Consider the following 13146-nt stretch of genomic DNA (forward strand, 5'->3'; position numbering starts at 1 on the left):
GCGCTGGTCACAACAACCTCTCCCCTCGCAGCACAGCGGTGATGAAGTCAGCGGATTGCTCCGGCGTGGTTTCCGGCGACACCTCGTCCGGCGGGGTCCATGTTTGCTGCAAGCCGCTCGAAATTTCGTTGTAGAACGGAGTCTGCGGGCGCGGTGCTGCATTCTCCAGGGATTCACGGATGGTATCCGCCATGGGGAACTGCTCCTCAATCCGCGGATCCTCGTAGGCTTCCGAATTCGATGGCGGGTTGCCGTTGGTCAGGAAGTACTCGGTCTGATTCTCCGGCTGCACGATGCATTCGATCGCCTGATACGCAAGCTCGGGGTTTTCGCTGCTTGAGCCGACACCGAGGTTGATGCCGCCAAGAGGGGGCGCAGTTTCCTGGTCTTCGAAAACCCGGGGGTAGAGTGCCCAGCCAATGTCATCGAGGAGGGATTGATCGAGGGAGCCTCCCTCGACAGCGCCCTGGGTTGCCGGCCAGACAAACGGATAGTTCACCATGAAAGAGCCTTTATCACCCTGGAACTCGGTAAGGGAGGTAGCTTCCGTGGACGTCGCCAGTCCGGCTCCACCGAGTCCCTGCTCGCCGATGGCCCCGATGATCCGCGCGGCCTCACGTCCTGCCTCACTGACCAGGCCGAGCTCAATCTCATTGGAGGGCGCCTCCGGGTTCTCCAGGATGGTGCCGCCGGCTGACTCAACCAGGGAATTGATCCAGACCGTCATCGATTCCGCCTGAGAGCCTTGAACTCCCAATTCGACGTCCTGGGCTGCTGCCACTTCCATTAGTTGATCCCAGGTGACCGGCTGCGACATGTCGAGCCCGGCTTCTTCCGCAACCGACTCGCGGTACCAGAGAATCTGCGTGTTGGCCCAGAACGGGACGGTAACCAACTCGTCCTCGTACATTGCACCCTGCAAGGCGCCTTCGAGAGTGTTCTCGGTGGTGCTCTGGGCGATTTCTTCAGGGACCGGCGCGAGGAAGGTGGCCAGTTCGGGGACGAAGGGCGGGTCGATGCTCATGATGTCCAGGGAAGCGTCATTCGCCGCCAGCCGGCGGGCGAGCTGCTCGCGCTGCGCTGCCGCATCATTGGGGAGAAGCGAGGTTTCGATCCGGTACTCGCCGCCTGCCTCCTCGGTGCAGCGCTGCGCAAGGGCTGCCTGCCCGCCGGCGTCGGGGTTGATGTACCACGTGAGCGTGGGGGTGCCGGAGTCTGCCGGTCCGCATCCGCTGAGGAGGAGGGAAGCAAGGCCCAGGGAGGCAACGGCTGTTGCACCGGGATGCTTCCGAATCCGCTTTTGGTGCTGGTTGGTCCTGCGAATTCCCTGCATACGTACCCCGCCTCCACATCGAGCGTAAGCGGCTCCGGCCCGGACACTGATTGCAGTCGAGGGGGCCAGAGCAACCTTGTCTTCTTGACCCTAAGCCTTGGGAGTAATTTGCGCTAGGAAAATCGCCGTGCGGTTGCGCCTCGACCGGGGCAATTCGAGACACAAAGACGGCCCCGCAGAAGTAGCGGGGCCATCTGAAAGTTTGTTCAGTGAGCGCGAGTCAAAGGAGCGCGGCGTTGTTCAACGCGAACGGGGGACGCTGGAGGCCTTCCGTCAGACCTTCGGCCGGGTCAGTTCCCAGCTCGATGATCCGATTGTCAGCGTTGACGTGCACGATGGTGGGCACATAGGAGTGCGCTTCTTCCGTGGTCATCGCCGCGTAGGTGATGAGAATGACTGTGTCACCCTCATGCACCAGATGCGCTGCCGGACCGTTGATTCCGAGGACACCGGAACCACGCTCACCGGCAATGGTGTAGGTTTCCAGCCGCGCGCCATTCGTGACGTCCACGACGGACACCATTTCACCGGGCAGGATGTCTGCGGCGTCCAGGAGGTCCAGGTCAACAGTCACGGAACCCACGTAGTGAAGGTCCGCGTGCGTCACCGTAGCGCGGTGGATCTTGGACTTGAACATTGTGCGATTCATCGCGTCAAGTCTACGCTGGCGCCGCCAGGCCTGCCATGTGGCGTTGCGCACCCTCGCGGTATTGCCGCTTAGACCGAAGGTTCGTCGCCAAGGCCGGAGTTCGGTCCGCGCCCGACGGGCTGAACGGAACCGAAGCGGAGCGGGCGACGGGAATCGAACCCGCGTATCGAGCTTGGGAAGCTAGCGCTCTACCATTGAGCTACGCCCGCAATGCGGACTGAACCGCTCCATAAACACTACAACATCTCCTCGTTGCCTTCACGACGCGTGCGAGTGAGGGGAGCTCTGCAGCCCGGGCGTCAGCAGGGGCCCTCGCCGGGTCCGGTCCCGGGCTCGCTGGATGAGGCGTCCTTGACCCGTTCCACCAGTTCTTTCCAGGGGCCCTGCACCGCGCTTTCGGTAACCGTCACCTCGTGGTAGCCAATCGCGATGTGATAAACGTAGCGGTCGCGTTCCGCGCCCTGAGCCTCGCTGGGATCTGCCTCCTCGAGGAGGGGCAGCCAACGCTCCTCAGCCTCTGCAGGGCTCACCTCGACACTCCACGTCCGCGTCATCCCGGCGAAGCCCCCAGAACGCGAGACCTCAATGCGCGTCACAGCACGCCCACCTCCCGCCACGCGTAGTCGACCGCTTTCGCCGCTACCGAACCTTCACCGAAACGGGCTTCCGCGGCCTCGATCGTCACGTCCGCAAACAGGGGAAAGTCACAATCGGTAGGGATACGGCCTCCGGTCGCGGCGTCATACCAGATCTGTCCCGCGCCTTCCCATGCGTAGCCGCCCAACCGCGTCGCCGCGATGTAGAACGCGTGATTGGGAATGCCCGAGTTGATGTGCACACCACCGTTGTCAGAGGTGGTGTCCACATAATCCGCCATAGTGCCGGGCTGAGGGTCCTTGCCGAGGACGTCGTCGTCGTAAGCGGTTCCGGGCGCCTTCAGGGAGCGGAGGGCACGCCCCTCCACCTGGTCCGTGAAGAGGCCCTCACCGACCAGCCAGCTGGCGGCGTCGGTTGTCTGACTGCGCACGCGCTGTTCCACGAGGACACCGAACACATCCGAGATGGACTCGTTGAGAGCCCCCGACTGGCCCTGGTACCGCAGGTTCGAGGAGTACTGGGTGAATCCATGGGCAAGTTCGTGGCCGATCACCGTCAGCGAGGCGGTGAAACGCCCGAAGATTTCGCCGTCGCCGTCACCGAAGACCATCCGGAAGCCGTCCCAGAATGCGTTGTCGTATTTCTGGCCGTAATGAACCGTGGCATCGAGCGGCAGGCCGGCGTCGTCAATGGACGCCCTGCCGTACACCTCGTTGAAAAGCGAGTATGTCGCACCGAGACCTTCATACGCTTCATCCACCGCGACGTCACCGGTGGATGGATCGCCTTCGCGGCGGACCGGTTTTCCCGGCAGGGAATCAGAGCAGCCAGCGTCGGAAATTGTCCTGCGAAGAGCCAGCACGACGGCGGTGCCGGCCCCGCGCGACGTATCCCGGGGAGCGGTTGCCCGCGTGCTATGGATCGGGTCCAGCTCCACCAGCGCCCGCCGGGCGGCAGCAGCAGCGCTCCGGTGTGCCGGGTCCTCCAGACTGGCCAGCCGGGCCAACAGATAGGGCGGAACAATGCCGCAGTGGATGGGTGCATCTGCGCGTGGGTTCAAGCTGCCTCCTTGGTTCCTTCAAACCTACTGGCCATCTCTGACACTCTCCAATGAATTGCCAGAACGCTCTGACATGGGCCGACGGACGGAGGGAGCGGTGAAGAACTACGCTGAGTGCATGAGCGTGGAGCGGAACACCCGCAACCTTGAAGCAGGCATCGAGAAGGACTTTTCCGGGAAGATGAGTTACGGGTCCTACCTGGACCTGGACACGCTCCTGTCCGCGCAGCACCCCGTCAGCAGGCCCGAGCACCACGACGAGATGTTGTTCATCATCCAGCACCAGACCTCTGAGCTCTGGCTGAAGCTGGTGCTGCACGAGCTCGGCGCCGTGAGGACTCACCTGCGCGCGGACGATCTGCGGGCGGCAATGAAGGGCATCGCCCGGATCAAGCACATTCAGCGCTCGCTGACCGAGCAGTGGTCGGTGCTGGCGACGCTCACGCCGTCGGAGTATGCGGAATTCCGCGGCGCGCTCAAGGCGGCCAGCGGATTCCAGTCCTACCAGTACCGCGCAGTCGAATTCCTGCTCGGCAACAAGAACGCGGCGATGCTCCAGGTCTTCGATAGCGATCCGCAGGCGCTGGACCTCCTGTCCGGCCTGCTCGAGGAAACGAGCGTCTACGACGAATTCATCCGCTACCTCTCACGGCGTGGCTACAGCGTTCCCCGGGACCTGCTTGAGCGGGATGTCACGCAAGCCCATGAGTTCAGTCCCGCGCTCGTGCAGGTCTACAAGGAGGTCTATGAGGATTCTGCTGGGCACTGGGACGTTTACGAGGCCTGTGAGGAACTGGTGGACCTGGAGGACAACTTCCAGTTGTGGCGCTTCAGGCACCTGAAGACGGTGGAGCGGACCATCGGCCACAAGACCGGAACGGGCGGGTCCAGCGGGGTCGGGTTTCTCCAGAAGGCGCTGGAGTTGACGTTCTTCCCGGAACTGTTCGCAGTGAGAACAGAGATCGGTCGCTGACGCAGGCCGATGAGATCGGCAGGAACTGCGTACGGTATTTTTAGACGGTGCTGATCTCCGACCGCGACATCCGAACCGAAATTGCCGCCGAGCGAATTGTCCTCGACCCTTATGACCCCGCAATGGTTCAGCCTTCGAGCGTGGACGTCCGCATCGACCGGTTTTTCAGGCTCTTCGACAATCACAAGTACGCGCACATCGATCCGGCCGAGAACCAGCCTGACCTGACCCGCTTGGTGGAAGTGGCACCGGATGAGCCGTTCATCCTGCACCCGGGGGAGTTCGTGCTCGGGTCCACCTACGAGATGGTGACGCTCCCTGACGACGTCGCGGCGCGCCTCGAGGGCAAGTCCTCGCTGGGACGCCTCGGCCTCCTCACCCACTCGACCGCAGGCTTCATTGACCCGGGGTTCTCGGGACACGTGACGCTTGAGCTTTCCAATATGGCAACGTTGCCGATCAAGCTCTGGCCGGGCTCGAAGATCGGCCAGCTTTGCTTCTTCAAGCTCACCTCCCCGGCGGAGCACTCCTACGGTTCCGGTCAGTACGGCAACCGTTACCAGGGGCAGCGGGGCCCGACGGCGTCGCGGAGCCACTTGAACTTCCACCGGACGGAGATTTCCGACGGCTCAACGGAGCAGGCCTCCACGAGCGCCTAGCGCACCCTCAGGGAGCGCTTCAGGGAGCGGGGACGACGGCGGGAGCCACCTTCGCGGGCGGCTTCACCGGGAGCAGCACCAGCAGACCGGCCAGCAGCACGATCAGGATCCCGAGAATCCCGAACCGCTGTTCCCCGAATACCGCGATGGACAGCGAGAATAGGGCCGGAGCGAGGAAGCTCACGGCTCGTCCGGTCGTGGCATACAACCCGAACATCTCGCCTTCCTCGCCCTGAGGCGACAGGCGTGCCAGGTACGCACGCGAAGAGGCCTGGGCCGGACCGACAAAGAGGGTCAGCAGGAGTCCGAAGACCCAGAACGTCGTGTCACCGCTCCACTGCAGCCCCAACACCTGATGGTCCGCCGCTCCGAGCACGAGCACGGCCGTGCCCGAGATCAGGAGTCCGATGAGCGCCGCAATGATGACCAGTTTGGGTCCCACCCGGTCGTCGAAGAATCCGCCGATTACGGCTCCGACCGCTGCGATGACATTGCCGACAATCGCGAACAGGATCACCTCGCTGAGCGTGAACCCGAACGTGCCGGCCGCGATGATCCCGCCGAAGGTGAACACGGCGGCGAGCCCGTCGCGGAAGATCGCGCTGGCGAGCAGGAAGAAGATGGTGTGCGGGCTTGTCCGGTAGATCGCCTTGATGCGCCGGAAGAGCAGTCCATAGGACGCAAGGAAGCCCAGCCTGTCAGCATTCCGCTGCCGGGGAACTTCGGGCACCGCGAACATCACCGGGAGCGCGAACGTGAAGAACCAGAGCGCGGAGAACACAGCCACCAGCCGAATATTCAGGGCATCCTCGGTGCTCGAGCCGAACCACTCGAAGACAGGCTGCACGAAGGCTACCAGGACGATCACGAGGGCCACAATGCCGCCCACATAACCCATGGCCCAACCGAACCCGCTGACCTTGCCGATGGTGGACGGAGTAGAGATCTGCGTCAGCATGGCGTTGTAGTTGACACCTGCAAACTCGAAGAAGATATTTGCTGCCGCAATGAGGGCAACCCCGAGAATCAGCAGTTCGGGACGGGGGAACACAAAAAAGCACAGCGCGGTCAGCACGGCCACCGTGAGTGTGTGCACGCTCAGCCAGAGCTTCCGGCGGCCGCCGACGTCGGACCGCTGACCCGTCACGGGAGCCAGGACGGCAATGAGTAGGCCGGCGATGGCCAGGCCCCAGCCGAGCACCCCGGAGGCATAGGCCTCCCCGCCGAAGACATCCGAAGTCAGGTACACCGTGAAGACGAACGTTGTCATGACGGCGTTGAACGCCGCGGAGCCCCAGTCCCATGATGCCCACGCGAGAACGGGTTTCGTCAGGAGGCGTCCAGTGTGCTGTGCGGAGTCCGAGCTCATAGGCTGCATGCTATCTGTTGCGCACTAACAACCCATTCGAGCCGTCGCTTATTCCGCGCGCCTTGGGCCTTGCGCGGAGGGCGTAACCTGCCGGGAGAGCAGTGTATGCCACCGGTAGAATGAACTTACGCCCTTGACCGTCAGCTGACCGTCTCGAACAGAGAGATCAGGAGATCATCGTGCTGCTTGTGCTCACCGCCCTCTTTGCGGTGGCCGCAATCGCGCCCCTGATTTTCCGCCTGATAGGCCGTTCGGCGTTCTATGTCCTGGCCGCCGTACCTGCGGCCGGGTTCGTTTGGCTCCTTGCAACGTTCACTGACTACACCGGAGCTGCACAGGTCATTGCCAACGGCCAGCCCAACGCGCCGCCGTCCGTCGTCGTTTCCTGGATTCCGCAACTGCAGCTGGAACTGGCCTTCCGCATGGACGCGCTGTCGGCCGTGCTCAGTATTCTTGTGCTCGGCGTCGGATCCCTCGTGCTGTTCTATTGCGCCCGTTACTTCAAACAGGACGACGCCGACATGGGCCCCTTCGGCGCCCAGTTGCTGGCCTTCGCCGGCGCAATGTTCGGCCTCGTCATCGCCGACGACCTCATCCTCCTGTTCATCTTCTGGGAACTGACAACGGTTCTGTCCTATCTGCTGATCGGCTACTCACGGCACCGGTTATCGGCCAGACGGGCAGCACTGCAGGCACTCATCGTCACGACGCTCGGCGGCCTGACCATGCTCGTCGGCCTGATCATTCTGGGACAGTCAGCCGAGACCTACCGCCTGTCGGATATCCTCGCCCGCGCCGATTCCCTCGCCGGCCCGGCCATCGAAGCGGCGATCGTCCTGATCCTCGTCGGCGCCATCTCCAAGTCAGCGCTTGTGCCCTTCCACTTCTGGCTCCCCAGCGCCATGGCGGCCCCGACGCCGGTGAGTGCCTACCTGCACGCCGCCGCCATGGTGAAGGCCGGCATCTACCTCATTGCGCGCTTTGCGCCCGGTTTCTCCGAGAACCTGCTGTGGTCCCCGATTGTTCTTGGCCTCGGGCTCGCGACCATGATCTTCGGCGGATGGCATGCCCTTCGCCAGCACGATCTGAAGCTGCTCCTCGCGTATGGCACGGTGAGCCAGCTCGGCTTCCTGACCATCGTGGTCGGCCAGGGAGGGCAGGAAGCGGCGCTCGCGGGGCTGGGGCTCCTGCTCGCGCACGGGTTCTTCAAGGCGACACTCTTCCTGGTGGTCGGAATCATCGACCACCAGTCGGGTACGCGAGACATCCGGAAGCTCTGCGGGGTTGGCCGGTCCGCGCCCCTGCTGGCCGCGGTCGCCATCATCGCTGCGGCGTCGATGGCCGGCATCCCACCCCTCCTGGGCTTCGTAGCGAAGGAGTCGGTCCTCGAAGCCTTCATCCACCACGGTCAGGAAGGTCCGCTGGGAGTGGTGGGACTCGTGGGAATCATCCTCGGCTCCATGCTGACCCTGGCCTACAGCGCCCGTTTCATCTGGGGCGGTTTCGCGCGGAAGTCCGCTACGCCCACCCCTTTCGAACGCGTTGAGCCGTCCTTCCTGTTCGCCCCGGCGCTGCTTGCCGTCGCCTCCGTTGTTTTCGGTCTGCTGCCCGCTCCGCTGGATGCGGCGATCCAGCCCTACGTGAGTACCTTCCCGGCTGCGGAAGAGACGCCGCACCTGCTGCTGTGGCACGGGGTCACGCCGGCATTGTTCCTTTCCCTGCTCTCGATCGCGGGCGGCCTCGCGCTGTTCCTGATGCGTGACCGTTTCGAGCGGATGCAGACCCGGATCGCTCCGGACATCGACGCGGAACGGAACTACAAGAGCGTCATCGGCGTGCTCGACGACGTCGCAGTGTGGATCACCGGCCGCACACAGCGTGGTTCCCTCGCGTTCTACCTGTTCATCATCCTGTCGATGGCGATCGTCGCGCCGCTCTCGGCACTGCTCATCTTCGACGCACCGGTCCCACAGGCCTGGCATCTGGCCGATTCCCCCGCCCAGCTCATTGCCGGCGCAGCGGTCCTCCTCGGTCTCGTCGCGGCACTGCGCGCCACCAAACGCTTCATGGCCGTCCTTCTGGTCGGAATCACCGGTTACGGGATGGCGATGATCTTCGCCCTCCATGGTGCCCCCGACCTCGCGCTGACCCAACTGCTGGTCGAAACGATCGTGCTGGTCGCATTCGTGCTCGCGCTGCGGTCCCTTCCGGCACGCCTGCGCAAGCGGGAACCGGGAGTCCGGCACCGGGTGCTCCGGGCTGTGTTGGGTATTTCCTTCGGTGTGGTGATGGTCGCCATCGCAATGTCTGCGATGGCATCCCGGGTTGCGGACCCCATCTCCCTGAATTACCCGTCGCTGGCCTACGACGACGGTGGCGGCGCCAACATCGTCAACGTCACCCTCGTGGACATCCGGGCCTGGGATACCTTTGGCGAAGTCAGCGTCCTCGCTATCGCGGCAACCGGCGTGGCAAGTCTGATTTTCATCCGGGGCCGCGGCGACGGACGGGTGCGCGCTGACGGAGTGGAGAGCGGAACCGTCGGCCGAAACAGGGAACCGTCCGATGCGTACGGCCGGGAGGCCGCTGCTCTTGAGCTGGCCAAGAAGTTCGCAAGTTCCGCCAACGATGCCTGGCTCGTGGCCGGGCGAACGCTGGCGCCCGAGCGACGCTCGATCATCTTCGAGGTGATTACCCGGCTGTTGTTCCACTCAATCATTGTTTTCTCGATCTACCTCCTGCTCGCCGGTCATAACCTGCCCGGCGGCGGGTTCGCCGGCGGGCTCATGGCCGGCCTGGCGCTGACCATCCGCTATCTGGCAGGCGGCCGCTTCGAGCTCGCTGAGGCGACTCCCATCAGCGCAGGCCTGCTGCTCGGCGGCGGTCTGGCCACCGCCGCGCTTACAGCAATCGTGCCGCTGTTCCTCGGCGGCGTGGTGTTCCAGAGCGCGATCATCGAGATGACGTGGCCGATCTTCGGAGACATCAAGTTCGTCACCTCCACAATGTTCGACATCGGCGTCTACCTGGTTGTGGTCGGTCTGGTGCTTGACGTGCTGCGCAGTCTCGGATCAGAGATCGACGAGCGCAGCGAGGGAGCAACGGCAACCATGGACGCCGGGCCCCGAGAGCCGGAGAAATACCGGGACCCGGAAGAAGAGGTGGTTCCGTGAGCGTCAACATCACGCTGCTGGTCGTTATGGGCGGGTTCTTCGCCGCCGGAATCTACCTGCTCCTTGAACGTAGCCTCACCCGCGTTCTGCTGGGCCTGATCCTGTTCGCCAACGGGGCAAACATGCTGCTTCTGGCCGCCGGCGGCACAGGGGGCAAGGCCCCGCTATACGCGTCGGATATCCCTGCCGAGGACTACAGCGATCCGCTTCCCCAGGCACTGATTCTGACGGCCATCGTCATTTCCTTCGCCGTGACTGCCTTCGTGCTCGGCATCATCTACCGGTCGTGGATTCTCGGGCGGCAGGACGAAGTACAGGACGACATCGAAGACCGGCGGGTGGCGTCCCAGAGCAGCTTTGATGCTGAGGACGACGCGGACATACCCATCGAAACAACGGAGTTCACGCCGGTCGAAGAGGCCGAGGAAGCGCCCGGTGCCCAGCGAACGGCAACCGGCAGAAGAACGGGCAAACCTCGGACGGAGGAGCGATGAACATTGTGAACCTCGCACCTCTGGCAGTAGTGCTGCCCTTCTTTGGCGCGGCGCTGGCCTTCGTACTTATTCGTCATTCCAGGGCGCAGCGCACGGTCAGCATCACGACGCTCTGTGTGACACTGCTGATCGAAATCTTCCTTCTCGTTGATACCAGCGGGAGGGGCACTACGGCGGTCTTCGTCGGCAACTGGGCCGCGCCGTTCGGCATCACGATGGTAGTGGACCAGTTCTCGGCCCTGATGCTGGTCGTTTCCTCCGCGGTGAGCCTCGCCGTCCTGATCTACGCCACAGGGCAGGGCATGACCGACGGCGATAAGGACGCCCCGGTCTCGATCTTTCACCCCACCTACCTCATTCTGGTGGCCGGGGTCTCGAACGCGTTCCTTGCCGGTGACCTGTTCAACCTGTACGTGGGGTTCGAAATCCTGCTCACCGCGAGCTATGTGCTCATGACCCTTGGCGGCACCACGCCGAGGATCCGCGCGGGCGTAACCTACGTCGTCGTGAGCGTGGTTTCGTCGCTGCTGTTCCTGATCAGCATCGGCATGATCTATGCGGCCACGGGCACAATCAACATGGCTGACCTGGCGTTGAAGCTCGCGGATATCGACCATGCAACGCAGATGGTCCTGCATCTGATGCTCCTGGTCGCGTTCGGCATCAAGGCTGCGGTCTTCCCGCTGGCCTTCTGGTTGCCCGACTCCTATCCGACCGCGCCCGCCCCGGTGACTGCCGTGTTTGCGGGCCTGTTGACCAAGGTCGGCGTCTACGCGCTGGTGCGGACCGAAACCCTCCTGTTTCCCGGAGATCGCATCAATACGCTGCTCATGGTCGTCGCGATGCTTACCATGATCGTCGGGATTCTGGGTGCCCTCGCGCAGTCGGACATCAAACGTATGCTCTCCTTCACCCTGATCAGCCACATCGGTTACATGATCTTCGGGCTCGCGGTATCAACGGTGATCGGCCTCGGCGCCGCGGTGTACTACGTTGCCCACCACATCATCGTGCAGACCAGCCTGTTCCTTGTGACCGGGTTGATCGAGCGACGAGGGGGAACGGCCAACATGGACCGCCTCGGCGGCCTTGCGAAGCTCTCCCCGTTCCTGGCACTGCTGTTCTTCATTCCGGGCATGAATCTTGCGGGCATCCCGCCGTTCTCCGGCTTCCTTGGGAAGCTAGGGCTGCTTCAGGCAGGCGTGGAGCTGGGGACACCCCTGGCTTTCGTGCTGGTCGGGGCAAGCGTTCTGACCAGCCTCCTCACGCTGCTGGCGGTTGCACGCGTGTGGAACCGGGCATTCTGGCGCCAGCCGGAGGACGCCACACACCCGGACCCGATTCTGCTGATGACGTCGCACGATGGCTCCGCCGTCACCACCTCGCGGAGGGTCTCGGGACACAGCACCGGAAGGTTCGCGGGCAGGAACCCGGTGAACCTGCTCCCTCGGTCGATGGTCGGAGCCACCACCGGCCTGGTGTTGCTAGGCGTCAGCCTGACCCTCATGGGAGGGCCGCTCTTCGCCCTGAGTGACCAGGCAGCACAACAAATGCTTGAACGAACCCCCTACATCGACGCTGTGCTTGGCGAAGGTGCTACCGAAGCGGCGGGTGCCACGCCATGACAAGACAACGAATCCCGCTCCGGGTCGAACTGCCGCTGCTGGTCTGGCTCATTCTTGTCTGGGGTGCGCTCTGGCAGGACTTCAGCCCGGGCAACCTGTTGTTCGGTGCCATTATCGCGTTCGCTGTTGCGAACCTGCTTTACCTGCCGCCGGTGGAGCTCAGCGGACGCTTCAATGTGTTCTACGCTGCCGGATTCGCCGTTCGCTTCGTGTACCAGCTGGTGCTGGCGAGCTTCCAGGTGTTCTGGCTGGCACTCACCCGTGGCCCGCGGCTGAAGAACGCCGTGGTTGCGGTACGCCTGCGCAGTCCATCCGACCTTCTGGTCACGGCCACCGGACATGCCATCTCATTGATTCCGGGATCTCTTGTGATCGAAGTGGACCGCTCCACTTCCACCCTCTATCTGCACTGCCTGAATGTCGCCGGCCCCGATGACGCAGAAAAGGTGCGCCAGAATGTCCGGCGCACCGAGGAATGGCTCATCCGGGTGATGGGAACCCGGGAGGACCTCGCACTGCTGCACACCGCCGCCCCTCATCACCTCGACGGAAGGGGTCGCCCATGAGCGTCATGCTCGGCATCATCGCTGCGGTTCTCGGCGTCTCAGCGATTTGCGCCATCTACCGGGCGGCTCGCGGACCAACGATTCTGGACCGCGTCATTGCCGTAGATGTGCTGCTGGCCATCGTAGGCGGGGCATTGGCCGCGGACATGGTGTTCAACGGCCACACCAACACTCTGGTGATCCTGGTGGCCACGTCCCTCATCGGCTTCATCGCCTCGGTGGCAGTCGCCCGATTCGTCATTGAAAGGAAGTGAGCCGCTGATGGATGCTGCCCTGGATATTCTTACCGCGGTGCTGCTCCTTGGCGGGGCGCTCATGTCGCTGGCAGCCGCCGTCGGGCTTATGCGGTTTCCTGACCTGCTGAGCCGGATGCACGCGGCAACGAAACCGCAGGTTCTGGGGCTGCTGTTGTTCCTGCTGGCAATTGCAGTGCAGCAACGCTCGTGGGCGGTTGTGCCCGTGCTGGTTGTCTGCTGGATTTTTCAGCTGCTCACGGCGCCGGTCTCGGCGCATATGGTGGGGCGCGCGGGTTACCGCACCAGGCACCTGCGCAAGGACCTGCTCAGCATGGATGAGCTGGACGAGGTCGTGGAACACGCGGCCACCCGACGCCGTGAAGCGGGCGACCGCGCGTCCGGCGACTGACGC

At 63.6% G+C, this 13146-nt stretch carries 13 protein-coding genes and 1 tRNA gene; 8 read left to right on the top strand and 6 right to left on the bottom strand.

What is annotated here, in order from left to right; all coding sequences use genetic code 11:
• Positions 1–7 precede the first annotated feature (7 nt).
• From AC5RTB_RS04680 to AC5RTB_RS04700, 5 genes are all read right to left on the bottom strand, one after another.
• On the bottom strand, positions 8–1333 hold the full coding sequence (locus AC5RTB_RS04680) for an extracellular solute-binding protein (protein WP_494059922.1): 1326 nt from the start codon (positions 1331–1333) through the stop codon (positions 8–10).
• Between the two features lie 220 nt (positions 1334–1553).
• Positions 1554–1982: an aspartate 1-decarboxylase gene (gene panD, locus AC5RTB_RS04685; protein WP_494059923.1), complete on the bottom strand. Its 429-nt coding sequence runs from the start codon at positions 1980–1982 to the stop codon at positions 1554–1556.
• Between the two features lie 138 nt (positions 1983–2120).
• Positions 2121–2191: transfer RNA gene (locus AC5RTB_RS04690), tRNA-Gly, on the bottom strand.
• A 90-nt stretch (positions 2192–2281) separates the two neighbouring features.
• On the bottom strand, positions 2282–2578 hold the full coding sequence (locus AC5RTB_RS04695) for a protealysin inhibitor emfourin (protein WP_494059924.1): 297 nt from the start codon (positions 2576–2578) through the stop codon (positions 2282–2284).
• Complete coding sequence (locus tag AC5RTB_RS04700; RefSeq protein WP_494059925.1) at positions 2575–3639, bottom strand: M4 family metallopeptidase; 1065 nt, start codon at positions 3637–3639, stop codon at positions 2575–2577. The genes AC5RTB_RS04695 and AC5RTB_RS04700 overlap by 4 nt, the downstream gene beginning before the upstream one ends.
• Positions 3640–3757: 118 nt before the next feature.
• Between AC5RTB_RS04700 and kynA the strand changes: the two genes are divergently transcribed.
• Both kynA and dcd read left to right on the top strand, forming a co-directional pair.
• Entirely contained in the window at positions 3758–4612 is an 855-nt protein-coding gene (gene kynA / locus AC5RTB_RS04705) for a tryptophan 2,3-dioxygenase (protein WP_494059926.1), read from the top strand.
• 47 nt (positions 4613–4659) lie between these two features.
• Positions 4660–5271 (top strand): dCTP deaminase, encoded by a 612-nt coding sequence (gene dcd / locus AC5RTB_RS04710; protein ID WP_494059927.1) that lies wholly within the window; start codon positions 4660–4662, stop codon positions 5269–5271.
• 19 nt (positions 5272–5290) lie between these two features.
• On the opposite strand, the gene AC5RTB_RS04715 is transcribed toward dcd, so the two are convergent.
• Positions 5291–6640, bottom strand: coding sequence for an MFS transporter (locus AC5RTB_RS04715; RefSeq protein WP_494059928.1), 1350 nt, complete (start codon positions 6638–6640; stop codon positions 5291–5293).
• Positions 6641–6819: 179 nt separating this feature from the next.
• On the opposite strand from AC5RTB_RS04715, the gene AC5RTB_RS04720 reads away from it, so the two are divergent.
• From AC5RTB_RS04720 to mnhG, 6 genes are read left to right on the top strand one after another with little or no spacing between them, the layout of a single operon-like run.
• Positions 6820–9813: a Na+/H+ antiporter subunit A gene (locus tag AC5RTB_RS04720; RefSeq protein WP_494059929.1), complete on the top strand. Its 2994-nt coding sequence runs from the start codon at positions 6820–6822 to the stop codon at positions 9811–9813.
• Positions 9810–10307, top strand: a complete 498-nt coding sequence (locus AC5RTB_RS04725; protein ID WP_494059930.1) for a Na(+)/H(+) antiporter subunit C — start codon at positions 9810–9812, stop codon at positions 10305–10307. Before AC5RTB_RS04720 ends, AC5RTB_RS04725 begins: the two co-directional genes overlap by 4 nt.
• Complete coding sequence (locus AC5RTB_RS04730; RefSeq protein ID WP_494059931.1) at positions 10304–11932, top strand: Na+/H+ antiporter subunit D; 1629 nt, start codon at positions 10304–10306, stop codon at positions 11930–11932. The genes AC5RTB_RS04725 and AC5RTB_RS04730 overlap by 4 nt, the downstream gene beginning before the upstream one ends.
• Positions 11929–12498, top strand: a complete 570-nt coding sequence (locus AC5RTB_RS04735; RefSeq protein ID WP_494059932.1) for a Na+/H+ antiporter subunit E — start codon at positions 11929–11931, stop codon at positions 12496–12498. Before AC5RTB_RS04730 ends, AC5RTB_RS04735 begins: the two co-directional genes overlap by 4 nt.
• A complete protein-coding gene (locus tag AC5RTB_RS04740; protein ID WP_494059933.1) occupies positions 12495–12752 on the top strand; it encodes an MrpF/PhaF family protein in 258 nt (85 codons plus the stop codon). The genes AC5RTB_RS04735 and AC5RTB_RS04740 overlap by 4 nt, the downstream gene beginning before the upstream one ends.
• 7 nt (positions 12753–12759) lie before the next feature.
• A complete protein-coding gene (gene mnhG, locus AC5RTB_RS04745; RefSeq protein ID WP_494059934.1) occupies positions 12760–13143 on the top strand; it encodes a monovalent cation/H(+) antiporter subunit G in 384 nt (127 codons plus the stop codon).
• The last annotated feature ends 3 nt before the right edge of the window (positions 13144–13146 follow it).

Source organism: Arthrobacter sp. M71 S08, assembly GCF_059089725.1.

Bases quoted from the DNA above. Each gene is read 5' to 3' on its own strand.
- AC5RTB_RS04680 (WP_494059922.1), bottom strand. From the start codon at position 1,333: ATGCAGGGAATTCGCAGGACCAACCAGCACCAAAAGCGGATTCGGAAG.
- panD (WP_494059923.1), bottom strand. From the start codon at position 1,982: ATGAATCGCACAATGTTCAAGTCCAAGATCCACCGCGCTACGGTGACG.
- kynA (WP_494059926.1), top strand. From the start codon at position 3,758: ATGAGCGTGGAGCGGAACACCCGCAACCTTGAAGCAGGCATCGAGAAG.
- AC5RTB_RS04715 (WP_494059928.1), bottom strand. From the start codon at position 6,640: ATGAGCTCGGACTCCGCACAGCACACTGGACGCCTCCTGACGAAACCC.
- AC5RTB_RS04730 (WP_494059931.1), top strand. From the start codon at position 10,304: ATGAACATTGTGAACCTCGCACCTCTGGCAGTAGTGCTGCCCTTCTTT.
- AC5RTB_RS04735 (WP_494059932.1), top strand. From the start codon at position 11,929: ATGACAAGACAACGAATCCCGCTCCGGGTCGAACTGCCGCTGCTGGTC.
- AC5RTB_RS04740 (WP_494059933.1), top strand. From the start codon at position 12,495: ATGAGCGTCATGCTCGGCATCATCGCTGCGGTTCTCGGCGTCTCAGCG.
- mnhG (WP_494059934.1), top strand. From the start codon at position 12,760: ATGGATGCTGCCCTGGATATTCTTACCGCGGTGCTGCTCCTTGGCGGG.